Annotated in this window: 20 protein-coding genes; 14 read left to right on the top strand and 6 right to left on the bottom strand. The window is 68.2% G+C overall.

The window, feature by feature from the left end; all coding sequences use genetic code 11:
• Nucleotides 1-205: 205 nt before the first annotated feature.
• From AB4Z47_RS04475 to AB4Z47_RS04435, 9 genes are all read left to right on the top strand, one after another.
• Nucleotides 206-802, top strand: a complete 597-nt coding sequence (locus AB4Z47_RS04475; RefSeq protein ID WP_441948021.1) for an Rv1476 family membrane protein — start codon at nucleotides 206-208, stop codon at nucleotides 800-802.
• A 568-nt stretch (nucleotides 803-1370) separates the two neighbouring features.
• Nucleotides 1371-2786: an NlpC/P60 family protein gene (locus AB4Z47_RS04470; RefSeq protein WP_441948019.1), complete on the top strand. Its 1416-nt coding sequence runs from the start codon at nucleotides 1371-1373 to the stop codon at nucleotides 2784-2786.
• Nucleotides 2787-2922: 136 nt separating this feature from the next.
• Nucleotides 2923-4119, top strand: coding sequence for an AAA family ATPase (locus AB4Z47_RS04465; protein ID WP_441948017.1), 1197 nt, complete (start codon nucleotides 2923-2925; stop codon nucleotides 4117-4119).
• A 32-nt stretch (nucleotides 4120-4151) separates the two neighbouring features.
• A complete protein-coding gene (locus AB4Z47_RS04460) occupies nucleotides 4152-5102 on the top strand; it encodes a DUF58 domain-containing protein (protein ID WP_441948015.1) in 951 nt (316 codons plus the stop codon).
• Nucleotides 5099-6103 (top strand): VWA domain-containing protein, encoded by a 1005-nt coding sequence (locus AB4Z47_RS04455; RefSeq protein ID WP_441948014.1) that lies wholly within the window; start codon nucleotides 5099-5101, stop codon nucleotides 6101-6103. Before AB4Z47_RS04460 ends, AB4Z47_RS04455 begins: the two co-directional genes overlap by 4 nt.
• Before the next feature lie 79 nt (nucleotides 6104-6182).
• A complete protein-coding gene (gene fabG1, locus AB4Z47_RS04450) occupies nucleotides 6183-6899 on the top strand; it encodes a 3-oxoacyl-ACP reductase FabG1 (protein ID WP_441948013.1) in 717 nt (238 codons plus the stop codon).
• Nucleotides 6900-6980: 81 nt separating this feature from the next.
• Nucleotides 6981-7817 (top strand): NADH-dependent enoyl-ACP reductase InhA, encoded by an 837-nt coding sequence (inhA, locus tag AB4Z47_RS04445; RefSeq protein ID WP_441948011.1) that lies wholly within the window; start codon nucleotides 6981-6983, stop codon nucleotides 7815-7817.
• A 21-nt stretch (nucleotides 7818-7838) separates the two neighbouring features.
• Complete coding sequence (locus tag AB4Z47_RS04440; protein ID WP_441948010.1) at nucleotides 7839-8900, top strand: ferrochelatase; 1062 nt, start codon at nucleotides 7839-7841, stop codon at nucleotides 8898-8900.
• Between the two features lie 68 nt (nucleotides 8901-8968).
• Complete coding sequence (locus AB4Z47_RS04435; RefSeq protein WP_441948008.1) at nucleotides 8969-9400, top strand: hypothetical protein; 432 nt, start codon at nucleotides 8969-8971, stop codon at nucleotides 9398-9400.
• A 26-nt stretch (nucleotides 9401-9426) separates the two neighbouring features.
• Here the strand turns inward: AB4Z47_RS04435 and AB4Z47_RS04430 are convergent, their stop codons facing one another.
• The 4 genes from AB4Z47_RS04430 to AB4Z47_RS04415 all read right to left on the bottom strand — a co-directional run bounded on the left by AB4Z47_RS04430 (nucleotide 9427) and on the right by AB4Z47_RS04415 (nucleotide 12023).
• The gene (locus AB4Z47_RS04430; protein WP_441948007.1) at nucleotides 9427-9645 is read right to left on the bottom strand and encodes a trypsin-like serine protease; all 219 of its coding nucleotides are present in this window, start codon (nucleotides 9643-9645) and stop codon (nucleotides 9427-9429) included.
• 56 nt (nucleotides 9646-9701) lie between these two features.
• Nucleotides 9702-10091 carry a trypsin-like serine protease gene (locus AB4Z47_RS04425; RefSeq protein WP_441948006.1) on the bottom strand — a complete coding sequence of 130 codons (390 nt, stop codon included), beginning with the start codon at nucleotides 10089-10091 and terminating at the stop codon, nucleotides 9702-9704.
• A 143-nt stretch (nucleotides 10092-10234) separates the two neighbouring features.
• The gene (locus AB4Z47_RS04420) at nucleotides 10235-11050 is read right to left on the bottom strand and encodes a hypothetical protein (RefSeq protein ID WP_441948004.1); all 816 of its coding nucleotides are present in this window, start codon (nucleotides 11048-11050) and stop codon (nucleotides 10235-10237) included.
• A gap of 148 nt (nucleotides 11051-11198) precedes the next feature.
• Complete coding sequence (locus tag AB4Z47_RS04415; RefSeq protein ID WP_441948002.1) at nucleotides 11199-12023, bottom strand: DUF3097 domain-containing protein; 825 nt, start codon at nucleotides 12021-12023, stop codon at nucleotides 11199-11201.
• A gap of 128 nt (nucleotides 12024-12151) precedes the next feature.
• Between AB4Z47_RS04415 and AB4Z47_RS04410 the strand changes: the two genes are divergently transcribed.
• From AB4Z47_RS04410 to AB4Z47_RS04400, 3 genes are all read left to right on the top strand, one after another.
• Nucleotides 12152-12583 (top strand): NfeD family protein, encoded by a 432-nt coding sequence (locus AB4Z47_RS04410; RefSeq protein ID WP_441948001.1) that lies wholly within the window; start codon nucleotides 12152-12154, stop codon nucleotides 12581-12583.
• A complete protein-coding gene (locus tag AB4Z47_RS04405) occupies nucleotides 12583-13845 on the top strand; it encodes an SPFH domain-containing protein (RefSeq protein WP_441947999.1) in 1263 nt (420 codons plus the stop codon). Before AB4Z47_RS04410 ends, AB4Z47_RS04405 begins: the two co-directional genes overlap by 1 nt.
• Nucleotides 13846-14086: 241 nt before the next feature.
• A complete protein-coding gene (locus tag AB4Z47_RS04400; protein WP_441947997.1) occupies nucleotides 14087-14764 on the top strand; it encodes an O-methyltransferase in 678 nt (225 codons plus the stop codon).
• Nucleotides 14765-14869: 105 nt separating this feature from the next.
• Here the strand turns inward: AB4Z47_RS04400 and AB4Z47_RS04395 are convergent, their stop codons facing one another.
• Nucleotides 14870-15865, bottom strand: coding sequence for a zinc-binding dehydrogenase (locus AB4Z47_RS04395; RefSeq protein ID WP_441947995.1), 996 nt, complete (start codon nucleotides 15863-15865; stop codon nucleotides 14870-14872).
• 48 nt (nucleotides 15866-15913) lie between these two features.
• On the bottom strand, nucleotides 15914-16600 hold the full coding sequence (locus AB4Z47_RS04390; RefSeq protein WP_441947994.1) for a TetR/AcrR family transcriptional regulator: 687 nt from the start codon (nucleotides 16598-16600) through the stop codon (nucleotides 15914-15916).
• Between the two features lie 92 nt (nucleotides 16601-16692).
• On the opposite strand from AB4Z47_RS04390, the gene AB4Z47_RS04385 reads away from it, so the two are divergent.
• On the top strand, nucleotides 16693-18165 hold the full coding sequence (locus tag AB4Z47_RS04385; RefSeq protein WP_441947992.1) for an MFS transporter: 1473 nt from the start codon (nucleotides 16693-16695) through the stop codon (nucleotides 18163-18165).
• A 27-nt stretch (nucleotides 18166-18192) separates the two neighbouring features.
• A complete protein-coding gene (locus AB4Z47_RS04380; protein WP_441947990.1) occupies nucleotides 18193-18375 on the top strand; it encodes a hypothetical protein in 183 nt (60 codons plus the stop codon).
• Nucleotides 18376-18424: the final 49 nt, after the last annotated feature.

Here is an 18424-nt window from a genome sequence, read left to right as displayed (position 1 = left end):
GGCGCCGGGTTCCTCGCACTGTGACCTTAACAGTACGCTTGTCCTGTGAAACGCCTGGGGGCCGCTGCGCGTGCCGCGTGTGGGTGCTGCGACACTCCGTCGCGTACTGTGCTTTCGAGCCAGCAAGGGGGACCTCGCTCGACCCTGCAGTGTTGGATGCCCGTCGCTTCGGATGCCGAATGCGGCTCGACAGACCGGATGGAAGATGACCGCCCCGCACACCTCGGTTTTCACCCCTATGGCCGCCGAACTGCCACCGAATGTCAGCGCCGACACCGTGAGCTCGCTCAACGCCGATCTGGCCGACGACCACGTCGCGACCCTCACCGGCAAGGACAAGTCGGAGTTGGCGGCCATCGCCGCGGATGCGCGATCTCACGGAATCCCGCTGAGCATCGTGGTCGTTCCCGGCAATCCAGGCCACGATTCGAGCCTACGTGACCTGGCTACCGAGGTGGGCAAGACGCAGCACGGCACCGTCGTCGTCTTGAGCGACGACTGGGTCGGAACGTACAGCGACTCGGTGAGTCGCGTGCGGCTGGAATGGGCGGAGGACGCCGCGAAGGAGACGCACGGTAAGAGCTCGGAGGCCGCCACCATCTTCGTCGGCCGTCTGGAGGCCCCGGAATCCGTGTCGTGGACCGCGATCACGTCCGTGCTGCTGGTCGGGACGCTGGCCGCCATCGGCGGACTGTGCTGGGTCAAGGCCAGGCGGGCGCGGCGGAGCGAGGACACGCTGGTGCGGGGTTCCGGCGATCTGCGGCTGCGGGAGGAGACGACGCCCGACATTCGGGCGATCTAGCGCGGGAACCATTCCGTGTGTCGGTGTTCGGCCGACTGATTTCCATGGCTGGGCGAGGACCGTCGACGGGTCCGGTTCTGTAGTCCGATCCTTGTCGTGCGGTAGGCCCCTGATCGGTGGCGGTCCTGTGCGTCCGGCTGAATGGCCGACCGCGAGTGCTCGCGCTTGGTGTCTGCGCCGGAATCGCATAGGTAGATATCGCGGATCGCTTCGGCGGGCCGGGTTCGGCAGCGCAAGCTCGCGCGATGGCAACCGGGTGCCCCCCGATCGATTGTGCTGGTGCGACTCGGTACTCATCGAGGTTTTGGTTTTCGATCAGTTAATTTTCCGAGCGCCTGGTTTGCGCTACCGCGAGAAACCGAAGTGGCGGTGGCAAACTCTGAGCAAAGCAAGAATTACGCGCATGTAGTTCTGTTGCAGGAGTTTCCTCCGTGACTTAAGTGTCGTACGGTTCGAATGGTTGCTGCTGGGGAATAAGTGTTTCCAGAGGCCATCTGTCGGCCACCGTGCGTCATGGTTCCGCTGATGCTCATGAGGCATTGCCGGAATCCGGTCCTTGGGAGGTGCGATGCGCAGTAACGGTGAGTTCGCTAATCGGCGCCCGTTGGGGGTCGCTGCGGGATTGCTGATTACGGTTTCCGTGCTGGTCGCCACGGGGCCAGCCGACGCAGTGCCGCCACCGCCGCCGAATCCCAGCGACAGTCAGATCGCCGAGGCCGGAGCACAGGTCGACGCGGGGATCACCGAGGTGAGTACTTTGATCAACCAGGTCGCCGCAGTCGACCAGCAGCTGCGGCAAGTCGACGACGCGGTCGCGCGAAAGCGCGAAGACGTCAACAAGGCCCTTGTCGACCTGCAGACCGCGCGCGCCGCCGCCGACGCGGCCGCCGTCGTGGTCGCTGACACCCAGCGCGAATTGGCTACTGCCGGAACACGAGTCGGTCAGGCGCGGCGCAACTTCGACCAGTTCGCCGCCCAGGCATACACTCGGCCGGCCTCGCAGTCGATGGTCACCTACCTCGCAGCCGCCACCCCGGCACGCGCCCTCGATCAGGCCGAGCTGCTGAACGTGGTCTCGAAGAACCAGCGGCAGGTGCTCGACAGCCTGCGCCGTGCGCAGATCGATCAGGGCAACAAGAACTCCAGCGCGCGCCAGGCGAAGTCCGCCGCCGACGCGGCCGCGGCCACCGCCGAGGCGAGGAAGGCGGACGCGCAGAACGCGGTCGCGGCCGCCGAGGCCGAGTTCGACCAGCAGGCCGTGCAGCGCGACGACCTGCTCCGCAAGCGCCAGGACGCGCAGGACCGGCTCGGCCTGGCGCGGCAGCACGTGGCGGGCCTACGGGACCAGCGCGATACGTACCTTGCCTGGGACGCGCAGCGCACGGCGGAGGAATCCGCGGTGCGTGCGGCCGCCGCCGCTGCCGCCGCTCGTGCGGCCACCGACCAGGCCGCCCGCGACCGCGCCGCCCAGCTCGGTGGAGGCAAGCGTCCGCACACCCAGATCGAGAACGCACCGCCGCGGCGGGGTTCCCCGCGAGCGACCACGCCCTCGGTCGGCGGTTCCGCGGCGATCGAGATCGTGGTCGATCGGGCCATGTCGCAGCTGGGCGTCACCTACGCCTGGGGCGGCGGTGACGAGGACGGGCCGACTCTGGGCATCCGCGACGGTGGCGTCGCCGACAATCACGGCGACTACGACAAGGTGGGCTTCGACTGCTCGGGGCTGATGGTCTACGCCTTCGCGGGCATCGGCGTCTCGCTGCCGCACTACAGCGGCTATCAGTACAACGCGGGCACGCGGGTGCCGGTGGGGCAGCGCGAACGCGGCGACATGCTGTTCTGGGGGCCCAACGGCAGTCAGCACGTGGCGCTGTATCTCGGTAACGGGAAAATGGTCGAGGCGCCGCAGTCCGGCGACATGGTCAAGGTGTCCGCGGTCCGCGAAGGCGGCATCATGCCGTACGCGGTCCGTATCGTCTCCTGACATATCGGACATTCCGGGTCTCGAGCGTGCCAGGGGAAACCGTCGAATTCCGTTCATGTCGGGTCCGGGTGCGGCACAGGCCGCCATTACCTGGAATAGTTGTGGCAGCACGCACAGGACCAAGGCGAAAGCGGGGATGTTGGTGACTTCGACGGACGGTGTGAGCGGGGCGAATTTGGCGAAAGATGCGCCTGCCTCCGCGCCCAGCACCCTCGAGCGTGACGTCCAGACCCTGGAGAAGGCGATCTACGAGGTCAAGCGGGTGATCGTGGGCCAGGATCGTCTGGTCGAGCGGTTGCTCGTCGGCGTGCTCGCGCGTGGCCACGTCCTGCTCGAAGGCGTGCCGGGTATCGCGAAGACGCTTGCGGTGGAAACCTTCGCGAAGGTGGTCGGCGGTTCGTTCGCCCGCGTGCAGTTCACGCCCGACCTGGTGCCCACCGATCTCATCGGTACCCGTATCTACCGGCAGGGCCGCGAGGAATTCGACACCGAGCTCGGCCCGGTCGTCGCGAACTTCGTACTCGCCGACGAGATCAACCGCGCACCCGCCAAGGTGCAGTCGGCGCTGCTGGAGGTGATGGCCGAGCGGCACTTGTCGATCGGCGGCAAGACCTACCCGATGCCTGATCCGTTCCTGGTGATGGCGACCCAGAACCCGATCGAGAGCGAGGGCGTGTATCCCCTGCCGGAGGCGCAGCGCGACCGCTTCCTGTTCAAGGTCGTCGTCGACTACCCCTCCGTGGAGGAGGAGCGCGAGATCATCTACCGGATGGGCGTCACCCCACCGGAGGCAGGCCGGATCCTGCAGCCGGAGGATCTGATCCGCCTGCAGAAGGTCGCGGCCAACACCTTCGTGCACCATGCACTGGTCGACTACGTGGTCCGGGTGATCGCAGCGACCCGCAAGCCCGCCGACTTCGGCATGCAGGACGTGGCCAGCTGGATCTCCTACGGCGCCTCACCGCGCGCCAGCCTCGGCATCATCGCCGCGGCCCGCGCCGTCGCGCTGATCCGCGGCCGCGACTACGTGGTGCCGCAGGACGTCGTCGAAGTGATCCCGGACGTGCTGCGCCACCGGCTTGTCCTGTCCTACGACGCCCTCGCCGACGAGATCAGCCCGGAGGACGTCATCAAGCGGGTGCTGCAGACCGTCGGCCTGCCGCAGGTCGCGCCCCAGGCCGTCGCGCCGGGCGCTCCGTCCGCGCCGCCCGCCGCGTCGCAGCAGGCTCCGCAGCAGCAGATCCCACAGCCGCCCTCGCCGCAGCAGCAGGCCGTGCCGCAGCCGCCGAACGGGCAGCAGTCCCAGCCCGCCGGCAACTTCCCGTCGAAGTGACCTCGGCATCGGATCCGGTTGCCCCAGCGCCGATGTCGTCGCACGCACCGCCATCGTTCCGATCGGGGGAGCTGACCGACCCGCGGCTGTCGGTCGCGCTGAAGACCCTCGAGCTCACTGTGCGCCGCAGACTCGACGGTGTGTTGCACGGCGACCACCTCGGTCTCATCCCCGGGCCCGGCTCCGAGCCAGGGGAGGCGCGAACCTACCAGCCGGGTGACGATGTGCGGCAGATGGATTGGTCGGTCACCGCCCGCACCACCCATCCGCACGTGCGGCAGATGATCGCCGACCGGGAGCTGGAAACCTGGATGGTGGTCGACCTGTCGGCCAGCCTCGACTTCGGTACCGCCGCCTGCCAGAAGCGCGATCTCGCGATTGCCGCCGCGGCCGCCATCACTTATCTGACCAGCGGCGGCGGCAACCGGATCGGCGCGGTGGTCGCGACGGGCGAGCAGTTGGTCCGCATTCCCGCGCGCAGCGGGCGTGTCCATGCCCAGTCGATGCTGCGCAGCATCGCGACCACGCAGCACGCGCGTGACGGCGTGCGCGGCGACCTGCGCGGGGGCATCGAGTCGCTGCGCCGTCCTCAGCGCAAACGCGGGCTCGCGGTGATCATCAGCGACTTCCTCGGTGACACCGACTGGCAGCGCTCGCTGCGCGCCATCTCCGCCAGGCACGATCTGCTCGCGGTCGAGGTGCTCGACCCGCGCGACCTGTCGCTGCCCGATATGGGCGATGTCGTGCTGCACGATCCGGAGACCGGGCGCACCCGTGAGTTCAGCGTGACCCCCACGCTGCGCGCCGATTTCGCGGCCGCCGCCGAGCGCCACCGCCAGCAGGTCGAACAAGCCCTGCGCAGCTGTGGTGCCCCGGTGCTCACCCTGCAAACCGATCGGGACTGGATCGCCGACGTGGTCCGGTTCGTGTCCACCCGGCGCCACAGCTTCGGCGCCCCGACCGGGCGGGTGCCACGCCAGTGAGTATTTCGCATTTCACCGCACAGCTCTGGCTCGGATTCCTGGCGGTCGTCGCGCTGATCGCGCTCGGCTACATCCTGGTGCAGCGCAGCAGGCACAAGCACATGTTGAAGTTCACCAACATGGAGCTGCTGGAGAAGGTCGCGCCCTCGCGGCCGAGCCCGTTCCGGCACGCGGCTGTCGCGCTCATGCTGGTCGGCCTGGTGTTCCTCACCGTCGCCGCGGCCGGGCCGACGGCGGTCAAGAAGGTGCCGCGCAACCGCGCGACCGTCATGTTGGTGATGGACGTCTCGCTGTCCATGGAGGCCACCGACGTGCCGCCGAGCAGGCTGCAGGTGGCGCAGAAGGCGGGCAAGGAGTTCGTCGACGGCCTGACCCCCGGTATCAACCTCGGCTTCGTCACCTTCGCGGGCACCGCGTCGGTGATGGTGCCGCCGACCGTGAACCGGGAATCGGTCAAGGCGGCCATCGACAACATCAAGCTCGCCGAGCGCACTGCCACCGGCGAGGGCATTCTCACTGCTCTGCAGTCGATCGAGACGCTGGCCACCGTGCTCGGCGGCGCGGAGACGCCGCCGCCCGCGCGGATCGTGCTGATGTCCGACGGCAAGCAGACCGTGCCCGACGACAAGGACGTCGACAACCCCCGCCACGGTTTCACCGCCGCGCGGCTGGCCAAGAGCAAAGGCGTTCCGGTGTCGACGATTTCGTTCGGCACCGAGTGGGGATCGGTGGAGATCCCCGACCAGGACGGCAAGGGGACGCAGCGGGTGAAGGTGCCCGTCGACAACGATTCGCTGCGAGAGATCGCCAAGCTCTCCGGCGGCGACTTCTACACCGCCTCCAGCCTTGCCGAGCTGACCGCCGTGTACGACACCCTCGAACAGCAGATCGGCTATGAGATGACCAGGGGCGACGCCAGCAGGCCGTGGCTGCTGCTCGGCATGTTGCTCGTCTCCGCCGGCGTCGTGACCGGCTTGCTCTATCGTCAACGCCTGCCGTAGCGCGGACGCGACTGTGGCATCACACGAAGGTGTGGAGCCCGGGCGCGGCGCACGAACCCGAACAGATAGGTTGGTCTTCATGTCGAACATCACGTCCCGGTCGGTCCTGGTGACCGGCGGTAACCGCGGCATCGGTCTCGCGGTCGCGCAGCGTCTGCTTGCCGACGGTCACAAGGTGGCCGTCACCCATCGTGGTTCAGGGGTACCGGACGGGCTGTTCGGTGTGAAATGCGATGTGACCGATAGTGAGTCGGTGGATCGTGCGTTCACCGAGGTGGAGCAGCACCAGGGCCCGGTCGAGGTGCTGGTGGCCAACGCGGGCATCACCGACGACACCCTGCTCATGCGGATGAGCGAGGAGCAGTTCACCCGGGTTATCGACGCCAACCTGACCGGTGCGTTCCGGGTGGCCAAGCGGGCCAACCGGGCGATGTTACGGGCGCGCTGGGGCCGTCTGGTCTTCCTCGGCTCGGTGGTCGGTATGGGTGGCGGGCCCGGCCAGATCAACTACGCCGCCTCCAAGGCGGGCGTGATCGGTATGGCGCGCTCGATCACCCGTGAACTCGGCTCGCGGTCGATCACCGCCAACGTCGTAGCGCCGGGGTTCATCGAGACGGACATGACCGCGGAACTGGACGAGAAGTTGCGCGACATGGCGAAGCAGTTCATTCCCCTGCAGCGGCTCGGTAAGCCGGAAGACGTTGCGGCCGTGGTCAGCTTCCTGGCCTCCGAGGACTCGGCCTACGTCTCCGGCGCCGTGATTCCGGTCGACGGTGGCATGGGCATGGGCCACTGAGCCAGCCGAAGGCCCGCGCGGCGCCGACACCTTCGGGCCGCACGTAACTCAGACATTCGACTTCAGGAGAACCGAGAACTCATGGGCGGACTGCTCGAAGGCAAGACCATTCTGGTCACCGGCATCATCACCGATTCGTCGATCGCGTTCCACGCGGCGGCGGTCGCGCAGGAGCAGGGCGCGAAGGTGATCATCACCGGTATCCCGGAGCGGCTGCGGCTGATCGACCGGATCGCCAAGCGACTGCCGCAGGAGGTTCCGCCTGCCATCGGGCTCGACGTCACCAACGAGGACGACCTCGCCGCGCTCGCCGACAAGGTGCGTGAGCTGGCGCCGGAAGGACTCGACGGGCTGCTGCACTCGATCGCGTTCGCGCCGCGCACCCTGATGGGGCCGGAGGCGCGTCCGTTCCTCGACGGCCCCGGCCCGGACGCTGCCAAGGCATTCGAGATCTCGGCATGGAGTTACGCGTCGCTGTCGCGCGCGGTGCTCCCGGTGATGAACGAGGGCGGCTCGATCGTCGGCATGGACTTCGATCCGCGCACCGCGATGCCGTTCTACAACTGGATGGGCGTGGCGAAGGCGGCGCTGGAGTCGGTGAACCGGTACGTGGCACGGGAAGTGGGCACGGCCAAGAAGATCCGCTCGAACCTGATCGCCGCCGGTCCGATCAAGACACTGGCCGCCAAGGCGATCGCGGGCACCGCGACCGACGACGCCGCCAAGCTGAACCAGCTCAACACCTACTGGGACGGCGCGTCGCCGATCGGCTGGGACGTCGACGACCCGACGGTGGTGGCGAAGTCGATCGTCGCGCTGCTGTCGGACTGGCTGCCCGGCACCACGGGCTCGATCATCTACGTCGATGGCGGCGCCAGCCACAACACCTGGTTCCCGGAGAACATGTCGATCAACTAGCCGAATTCGGGAGGATGCACGGTGGTTCGTGCTGCCGACGCGCTGCTGCTGCTGTCCTTCGGCGGCCCGGAGCGCCCCGAGGACGTGATGCCGTTCCTGGAGAACGTCACTCGAGGTAGGGGAGTCCCGCGCGAGCGTCTAGAAGAGGTCGCCGAACACTACCGGCATTTCGGCGGGGTATCGCCGATCAACGCGCTCAACCGCGATATCATCGCCGCGGTCGAGGTCGAATTGACCACGGCGGGCATCGATCTGCCGGTCTACTTCGGTAACCGGAACTGGGATCCCATGGTGGAGGACACCGTCGCGCGGATGGCTGCCGACGGTGTCGGCTCCGCGCTGGTGTTCCCGACCTCGGCGTGGGGCGGTTACTCCGGCTGCCTGCAGTACCACGAGGATATCGCAAGGGCGCGTATGGCTTTCGGCGCTGGCGCGCCGGAACTGGTGAAGCTGCGCCACTATTTCGACCATCCCCTGCTGATCGACGCATTCACCGACGCGATTCGTGCGGCGCGCGAGCGCCTTCCGGCCGACCTCCGTGCATGCGCGCGACTGGTGTTCACCGCGCACTCGATTCCGGTGTCGGCCGACGCCACCGCGGGCCCGCCTGCCGACGGGGGCCGCCTGTACAGCCGTCAGGTTGCAGAGGCCGCGCGATTATGCTCCGCCGCGACCGGTTTCACCGATTACGACCTGGTGTGGCAGTCCAGGTCCGGTCCACCGCAGGTGCCGTGGCTGGAGCCGGACATCGTCGATCACCTCGACGACCTCGCGGCCGAGGACGTCGAGGCGGTCGTCGTCTGTCCGGTCGGCTTCGTCTCCGACCACCTCGAGGTCATCTGGGATCTCGACAACGAGGCCGCGCAGAAGGCCGCCGAACTCGGCGTGGCCTTCGCCCGCGCCGCCACGCCGGGTACCGATCCCCGTTTCGCGAAGTTGGTCGTCGAACTGATCTCCGAGCACCTGGACGAAACCGAACCCCGACGGCTCGGCGCGGTGCCGGGTTACGGCTGCACCCCCAACGGCACCCCGTGCGCCGGTGGGTGCTGCACCGAACCGCGCCGTCCCACAGTTGGGAAGTGACGGAGATCAGGCGAGATAGCATCGCCTGCGACCGATCGCTGAATCCATTCCTCAGGGGGTAACTCTCGATGACCTATGCCGACGTGCTGACCAACGCCGCGGTGCTCGATCCACATGCCTGGTCCGACACGAGTGTGTGGACCGTGGCGCTGGATTCGACCGAGGCCAGGCGGCGCGGTCGCAGCAGCGGCAGCGGCGGTTCGATCTGGGTCGGCATTCTCTGCATCGGGCTCGTGGTCGTCGGTATCGGGCTCGCGATCTGGTTGGGCAAGCGGAAGAACTCGAATCAGCCGCAGCAGCCGTACGCGCCACAGCAGTACCCGCAATCGCAGCCGCCGCAGTATCAACAGCCGTATCCGCCCCAGCAGGATCAGCAGGCGTATCCGCCCCAGCAAGGGTTCGGGGCGCCGCCGCAGTATCAGCAGCCCTACCCGCCGCAGCCGCAGCAGTATCAGCCGCCACAGCAGCAATACCAACCGCCCTTCCCGCCTCAGCAATAGCTCATCCTCTAGGCGACGCCGTTCGGTCAGAAGCCCGCGTTGGGCAGCCGGGTGTAGACGGTGGGAAATCCGGGGCGCGCGGTGCCCTTGCTCCAGGATGCGAGGCCCGCGAGGCGGCCATCGACGAGAAGGGGCCCGCCACTGTCGTATCGAGCGGTGTCGACGTCGGGGGAGCCCGCGCAGAGCATCGTCCGCGGGTCGAAGGCCGAACCGCAGGCGGTGGCGCAGTCTGCGTCGGCGACCAAGAGGCGGTGGCACTGCGCAGCCCGGTGTCGGCCTGGTCGATGCCGGAGGTTGCGCCCTAGCCGAGGATGGTCCCGGTTGTCGACATGGGCGCGGCGATGTCCAGCGTGGGGCCGGGCCACGGGCGTTCCAGGGTCAGGATCGCCACATCGTTGTGAAAGACGCTCTCGCCGTCGAAGGTCGTCTCGTAGAAATCCGAGTGGACGCGAATATCTTTGACGTGCACCGTGTTTCCGTCCTCTGCGCGGAGGTCGTCGCGTCCGAAGGTGACGGTGAGAGACTCGGGCAGCAGCTTGGCCAGGTCGGCACAGTGTGCCGCGGTGATCACCTGGTCCGGCGTGACGAGCGCGCCGGCGCAGAACTGGCCGGAGGCGCGGGTGACGAACAACGGCGTGCCGACGGCGGTCAGCCACGGGTAATGCACTGTCGCCGCCTCGGTGCCGCCCACGATCGCGGAGTCCGGGGGCAGGCCGGGGCGAGACCGATCAGCACCGCGGTGTGGGGGGCGCGGCGACACGACGGGAAATGCGCAGGTCACACCGCCTGCTGGGAAGATCGCCAATCGGCCTGTTCAACCAGATCGGCGCGGGGTCAGTGGTTGCTGCGCGCCGAGGCGTGCACCGCAACCAGCCGCGCCGCGCGGATGGCGTCCCAGAGCGGACGCAGCAGCGATTCTTGCGCGCCGATCGCGCTGGCGGAGGTGGGTGAGGCAGCCGGCTCCCGCTGCGCCACCGTGAGGATGGCCGCGACATGGTCGGCGGTATCCAGAATCCGCCTGGCGCGCAAGGGGATCGAGTCGGGGTAGTCGTGCCGGGAGTAGTCGGCGAGTACGGCCTCGATGAGCTCGCGCGGATCGGAGTCGGCCGTGCCGACGGAGGTGGTGTGGAGTTTCATCAGCGCGTCGGCGGCGTCGCGGACCGCTTCGCGCATCGCGTATTCGGCCTCGCCGAGCGACATGTCGGAGCCCGGTGCCGAGGGGATGGGGGTGCTGTAGACAGTCCACTGCAGGGTGTCGTCGTCGGCCCACTGCGGGATGAGGCCGGTGCCGTCAGCGCCGGGGACGCCGATCAGAATGCCCTCCTCGGCCTCGATCGCGTCGGCGGCGAACGCCGTGCCCCCGGGCAGGCCGCGCACGTCGCCGGGGACCGGGAGCACCAGCCGCAGCTGTGCGCCGGGCTGCGCCATCGTCTCGCGAATCACCTTGAGCAGCGCGATGACCCCGCTTCCCGGCAGATTGCCGTGTGCCGACCAAGGCAGGTCGGTGCGGCCGCCGGTGACCGGGTCACCAGCTGCGATCGTGTGCCTCGGCGCCCACGCATGCAGGGCAGCCAAGACGTCGTCGGGCGCACTGCAGCCAGCCAGCCAAGAGCCGGCCCACACCGTCAGCGTCGCACTTGGAGAACACATAATTATCGAGCATAAAGGTTCGCGCTACTCTCAGGGATCCGTGCTGCGAGCATTCGTGAGCTGCGCGCGGTGGCGTGCGCGGCCGCCGCTCCGTCCGCGCTGGCATCTCCTGGCATGTGGCTGCGGCGCTCACCTTCTGGGATCCGGCCTAATCCGGGTCGGTGACGAAGTCGATCAGGCGTTCTACTGCGCCGAGCAGGGGCGCTTCCAGATCGCGAAAAGAGGTCACGGCCTCGTATACCCGCCGCCAGCCGTCCTGCGGGGTGCCCCAGCCCAGGCGCGCGCAGATGCCGATCTTCCAGTCCTCGCCGCGGGGCACCTCCGGCCATCGCGCGATTCCGACGGCTGCGGGCCGCACCGCCTGCCACACATCGATGAACGGATGTCCGGTTACCAGCACATGCGGCCCGAGGCCGGTGGTCAGCTGCGTCTCCTTGGACCCGGTGACCAGGTGGTCGACCAGTACACCGACCCGGCGTCCCGGACCTGGTTCGAACTCCGCCAGCCGCTCGGCCAGGTTGTCCAGGCCCTCCAGATGCTCGACCACCACACCCTCGACTCGCAGATCGTGCCCCCACACCCGTTCCACCAGCGCGGCGTCGTGCACGCCCTCCACCCAGATCCGGCTACCTCGGGCCACCCTGGCGCGCAGGCCGTCCACCCTGGTCGAACCGGAGGCGGAGCGGGTCTGCTTCCTCGACGGCGCGGCGGAGGGCCGGACCAGCGTCACAGGGTCGCCATCGATGAGGAACGCGGCCGTACGCAGCGCGAACAGGCGCACCACGCCGCGCGCGTCCTCCAGCTTCACGAACTCGCCGTCGTAGCTGCGGTCGAAACCGACCACGGCGCCGCAGAATCCGCTCGCGGCGTCCTCGACTACCAGGTCGCGTTCCGCAGTCACCGTCGGCACCGCCCGCTTCTTCGATCGAGGATGTCCAGAGAAGATGTCGCCATACCCGTCACGCGCGCTCACCCGCCTCAAGCTAGCACCGCCGCTGTAAGTTTCGGTGTCACTGCCCGCGCGTCCCAGCGCCGAATTCATGCCGCGCGCTGGGGTCCTTCCTCGCCCGAGATCATGATCGGCGCACTACAGTGGGTGACGTGGCCGCAATCTTTTGGCTGGTCGCGGGCATCCTGCTCGCGGCGGCGGAAATGCTCACCGGGGATTTCACGCTGCTGATGCTCGGTGTCGCTGCGCTCGGCACTGCGGGCGTCAGCGCTGCGGCGGACACCTCGCTGGTGGTGGATGCCCTTGTGTTCGCCGCGATCTCGGCGGTGCTGTTCCTCGGTGTCCGCCCGTATATCCGTCGGCGCTTCGGGACTCCGCCGCCGATTCCGACGAATGTGGACGCCTTGCCCGGTAAGACGGCGCTGGTGCTCGAACAGGTCGCGGCGCAATCGGGTCAGGTGAAGCTGGGCGGCGAGGTGTGGACCGCCCGACCGATGGACGCGAACGAGGTCTACGAGCCGGGCACGACCGTGTATGTCATCAAGATCGACGGCGCGACCGCCGTCGTCTGGAAGGGGCCGTAATGGCTGTACTGATCGTTGCCGCCGTTCTCATCCTTTTGGTCGTGGTGGTGGTCTTCAAGTCGATCGCGCTGGTGCCGCAGGCCGAGGCCGCGGTGATCGAGCGCCTCGGCCGTTATTCGCGCACCGTATCCGGCCAGCTCACGTTTCTCGTCCCGTTCGCCGATCGGATCCGGGCAAAAGTGGACCTGCGCGAGCGGGTGGTGTCCTTCCCGCCGCAGCCGGTGATCACCGAGGACAACCTGACCCTGCACATCGACACCGTGGTCTATTTCCAGGTGACCAGCCCGCAGGCGGCGGTGTACGAGATCAGCAACTACATCGCCGCGGTCGAGCAGCTGACCGTCACCACGCTGCGCAACGTGGTCGGCGGCATGACGCTCGAGCAGACGCTGACCTCCCGCGACTCGATCAACGGCCAGCTGCGCGGTGTGCTCGACGAGGCGACCGGCCGCTGGGGCCTGCGCGTCGCGCGGGTCGAGCTCAAGAGCATAGATCCGCCGCCGTCGATCCAGGAGTCGATGGAGAAGCAGATGAAGGCCGACCGCGAGAAGCGCGCCATGATCCTCACCGCGGAGGGTACGCGCGAATCGCAGATCAAGACGGCCGAGGGTTCCAAGCAAGCGCAGATCCTGTCCGCCGAAGGCGCCAAGCAGTCGGCGATCCTGGCCGCCGAAGGTGAACGGCAGAGCCGGATCTTGCGCGCGCAGGGCGAGCGAGCCGCCTCCTACCTGCAGGCACAGGGCCAGGCCAAGGCCATCGAAAAGGTCTTCGCCGCCATCAAATCCGGCAAACCCACGCCGGAACTGCTTGCCTACCAATACATGCAGACTCTGCCGATGGTCGCCCGCGGTGACGCCAATAAGGTGTGGCTGGTGCCCAGCGACTTCGGTAAGGCGCTCGAAGGGTTCGCCAAGAGTTTCGGCACCCAGGGCGAGGACGGCGTCTTCCGCTACGAACCGCCCGCGACCGACGGCTCGGAAGTCAAGCCCGAGGACGACTCCGATGTCGCGGACTGGTTCGACACCGCGCCCGACCCGACCATCGAGCGCGCCGTCCGTGCCGCCGAGGCCACGGCACGCACTCCGGTCGAGGGCATGACGCCGACATCGCCGCCGCCGGGTTACCAGCCTTCCCCTCATCAGCCGGTCATCCCCCCGCAGGAAGCCTTCCCGTCGCAACAGCAGCCACCGCAGCCTCCGGCTCATCGCCCCGACGATCCGCACGGCCGCCCCTGGCAGCCCCCGGAGAACTTGCCGAAGTAGTGCACGCCCATCGCCCCGGATTCCGCTGGAATCCGGGGCGATGTCTTCGGCTGTCGTTGGTCGGGGCGGCGGCGGTCTCGAGGCGAGCATGCCTGCGGTGGTTGCGACGCGCCGAAGATTCGCCACGTCGTGTTCCCGTCCGTTCGTCGGCTCGATGGTGCGACATGTACGTCCTGTGATCAGCACGCCACTCGGGAAGCTGATCCCCGGCGGGGCCGAATCGAGTGGCAGACTTCCAGGTATGACGACACCCGGATGGGCCGACGTGGACCGCTACATCGTGGACACACTGGTGGGGGATGAGGGCTCCGAAGCGGCGCTGGCGGCGAACAAGGCCGCGGGGCTGCCTCCGATCGACGTGTCACCGGCGCAGGGGAAATTCCTGCATCTGCTCGCCAGGACGGTCCGCGCGCGGCGGGTTCTGGAGATCGGCACGCTCGGTGGATACAGCACGATCTGGCTCGCCCGAGCAGTCGGCCCGAAAGGGCGAGTGGTCACCCTCGAGTTCGCGGCCCAGCACGCCCAGGTCGCTCGCGCGAACCTCGACCGGGCCGGTGTCGGCGACCGGGTGGAGATTCGCGTCGGCGCAGCGCTCGACAATCTGCCCGTGCTCGCGGAGGAGGACCCGGAGCCGTTCGACCTGGTGTTCGTCGACGCGGACAAGGTGAACAACTCGAACTATGTGCTGTGGGCGCTGCGCCTGACCCGGCCGGGTTCGGTGATCGTCGTCGACAACGTGGTGCGCGGCGGCGCACTCGCCGAGGAGCACTCCGATGATCCGAACGCCCAGGCCGGCCGTGACCTGCTCGACCTGCTCGCCGCCGAACCGAGCCTGGACGCGACCGTGGTTCAGACCGTAGGCAGCAAGGGCTGGGACGGTTTCGCCTACGCCGTTGTGAACGGCGACATCGGCGACTGAGCAGAACCTGCCACGGAGTTCCGGCCACTTCGCGGGCCCACGTCAGAGGTACCGGTGCCGTGCAGGTCGTCGGCCGGCTCGGCAAGCCGACGTGGGCGTATTCGGCTACGGGATGAGGACCACCTTGCCGGTTGTCGCGCGCGTCTCCAGCGCGTGATGGGCGGCGGCGGCCTCGTCGAGCGGAAAGCGGTGCACCGCGGGTCGCAGTCGACCGGCCGCCGCGTCGGCCATCGCGCGCTCCTCCAGTACGCGCAGATCGCCACCGGCGCGCGCGAGCATCGGCGGGCCGATCACCACGTCGGAGGTGATGCCGCGCGCGGCCAGTTCGTCGACCGAGAGCGACTGCGGCACTTGGTCATTCGACGTCAGGCCGGACCAACCGTAGATCAGGTGCTGCCCGCCCTTGCCGAGCAGATCGAGGGCAGCGCGGGCGATCTCGCCGCCCACCGAGTCGAACAGCACGCTGGCGCCGCGGTCGCCGATGCACTCCCGAACCCGCTCCGGCCAGTCCGGTCGCAGATAGTCCACCGCGAGATCGGCGCCGTTGCGCCGCACCCGATCGACTTTCGCGGGCCCGCCGGCCAGCCCGATCACCGTCGCCCCGGCATTCTTGGCGTACTGCACCAGCAGCGTGCCGATGCCGCCCGCGGCGGCGGTCACCACGGCGACGCTGCCGGGGCCGAGTTCGGTGAACTGGAGGATGCCCGAGGTGGTACGGCCGGTGCCGATCATCGCCACTGCCTCGGCCGGATCGAGGTTCGCCGGAATCTCGTGTAGCCGAGCGACTTCCGTCACGGCGAGTTCCGCGTAACCACCGGGCACCGCGCCGAGGTGAGCCACTACCCGTGCACCGAGGTAACTCGGGTCGACATCGGCGCCGACACGGTCGACGGTGCCCGCGACCTCGCGGCCGGGGATGGTCGGCAGCTCCGGTAGGGGGAACGGTCCGGTCTGGCCCTTCCGCAGGGTGGTGTCGACAAGGTGGACGCCAGCGGCCGCCACCGCGATCCGTACCTGTCCGGGACCGGGCGCGGGGTCAGTGAGGGTTTCGTACTGAAGGTTCTCGGCCGGGCCGAAGGCATGGAGGCGAATGGCGTACACGGTGGCTCCTGTTCGTGATGCAGCTGCCGACCACCCTTCAACATCAAGTTAGGTTGGGGTCAAGGGCTTTCGGTGTGCCGCCCGTGCGGCGAACCCGTCGCAGAGTGCGTCGAGTCCGACGTGGAGCAGTTCCTCCTGGGTCAGATCGCTGACGCCGCTGCCCTCGAGATCTACCAGCGCGGGCGGGACCGGCATCTGTGCTGCCCCTTTCAGCAGTGTCCGCAGCCCGTTGTCGCCCTCGGGGTTCATGCCCTTGCGCGCCATCAGCGCGGCGCTGATCTCCGGCAGGGTGGCGCCGGAGATGTAGTTCCACACGGTGAAGGCCATGGTTGTCGCCTCACGGGTGGAGACATCGAGTTCCAGAAAACCTTCGACCAGCCAGGCCAGACAGGCCAGACTCTGCGGCCCGAAGCTGTAGCGCGGGGTAGCGAAGGTGAGTAGCACCCACGGATGTTGTCGATAGAGCGCCCAATCGATCTCGGCGGCGATACGCACCCGGTCGCGCCAGGTCCACTGCCGACCCTCTGGCGAAGGGTACGGATTGCGCCGGGCTACCTCGTCGGTCATCGACGCCAGCAGTTCGTCCTTGTTCGCCACGTGGCGGTACAGCGACATTGCGCCCACGCCCATCCGCTCGGCTATGCGGCGCATGGACAGCGCGTCCAAGCCCTCGGTATCGGCGAGCGCGATCGCGGTGTCGACGATGGCGGCGCGGTGCAGCTTGGGTTCGGTCATCCCACGACTCGCTTTCCGTTCCGTGGCGGGTTGCGTACACTGTACCCGGACTCATGCGTACGGCGTACGCGGCACGGGAGAGGAAGTTCGGCATGACGGACCTGGAGGCGGTGCGGACCGCACCGGACACAGTGGCCTCGCGCCGCGCCTGGCTGGGCCTTGCGGTATTGCTGCTTCCGGTGCTGCTGGTGTCGATGGACATCTCGGTGCTGTTCCTCGCGCTGCCGACCCTCACCGTCGACCTGGACCCGTCGGCGGACCAGCAACTGTGGATCCTCGATATCTATGGGTTCCTGATCGCGGGCCTACTGATCACCATGGGCAACCTCGGTGACCGGATTGGTCGGCGCAACGTCCTGCTGGCAGGCGCCACCGTCTTCGGGATAGCGTCGGTGATCGCGGCGTTCGCGCCGAGCGCGGGTGTACTCATCGCGGCGCGGGCGCTGATGGGCATCGGCGGCGCGACCCTTCTGCCGTCCAGCCTGGCGCTGATCTCCAGCCTGTTTTCCGACGCCCGCGAGCGGGCCGCCGCGATCGGCGTCTGGACGGCGTTCTTCGCAGGCGGCTCGGCCGTCGGGCCCATCATCGGGGGCGTGCTGCTGCACCAGTTCTGGTGGGGCTCGGTGTTTCTCATCAATATTCCGGTGCTGCTGATCCTGCTCGCGTTCGGTCCGTTCGTGCTGCCGGAACATCGGGCAGGTGTGCTCGGTCCGCTGGATCTGCCGAGCGTCATCCTGTCCATCGGCGGCATTCTTCCGATGGTGTACGGCATCAAGCACGCGGCGACGGAGGGGATCGATGCGCAGGCGATCGTCATCGCCCTGATCGGCGCGGTGATCCTGGCCGTGTTCGTCCGCAGGCAGCGCCATCTCGACGAACCGCTGCTGGACCTGCGGCTGTTCGGCAGGGCCCAGTTCTCGGTGGCCATCGGTTCCAGCCTGGTCGGCATGATGTCGCTGGCGGGCATGAGCTACCTCACCAGCATCTACCTGCAATCGGTGACCGGGCGCGAGCCGCTGGCCGCGGCGTTGCTGGGCATTCCGATGGCGACGGCGGTGTTCGTCTGTTCGATGAGCGGCGCCCGGGTCGGCCAGCGGCTCGGCGTGCGCACCACGTTCGTGTTCGCGCTGCTCGCCTCGGCGGTCGGCAACCTGATGCTGCTCGGCGTCGGCGTCCACGGCGGTCTCTGGTGGTATCTGACCGGGTCCACCGTCGCCGGAATCGGTTATGGCCTCGCCTTCACGCTGGTGTCGGACGTCGCGGTGTCGTCGGTGCCGCCGGAGCGGGCCGGGTCGGCCGTCGGTATTTCCGAGACCAGTTTCGAGCTGGGCAACGCGCTGGGGCTCGCGCTGCTCGGTTCGCTTGCGGCGCTGGTCTTCCGGTCCGGCGGCGACTACGCGGCCACGCTCGGCGAGACCATCCAGCGTGCCGACGGCAATGCGGCGTTGATCGAGTCGGCGCGTGCATCATTCGTCAGCGGAATGCATATCGCGGTGGCGGTCGGCGCGACGGTGCTCATGGCGATGGCGCTGATCGCACGGTTCGCCTCGCCCGCCAAGCGGTGAGCGGGCTCACCGGAACAGCGTCGTCCCATGATCGACCTCGGCGGGCACCAACTGGCTGACCTCGGCGCACTGGACGATGTCGCTCGGCGCCGCAGCGACCTCGATCTCTACCGCGACTTCCTGATCCGCCGCACCGAGACGACCTGCGCATTTCCGCGTACTTCACCTGGCAGGACCTGCCGGGTGAAGTACACCCTGGGCACGCGGTGAGCATGTCCGCACGTTCGCCCGGTGCGGCTGCAGGCGTGGACTGTCCCGA

Source organism: Nocardia sp. 2TAF39, assembly GCF_052114905.1.
Classification (GTDB): Bacteria; Actinomycetota; Actinomycetes; order Mycobacteriales; family Mycobacteriaceae; genus Nocardia.
This window is presented reverse-complemented; position numbering and strand designations above follow the sequence as displayed.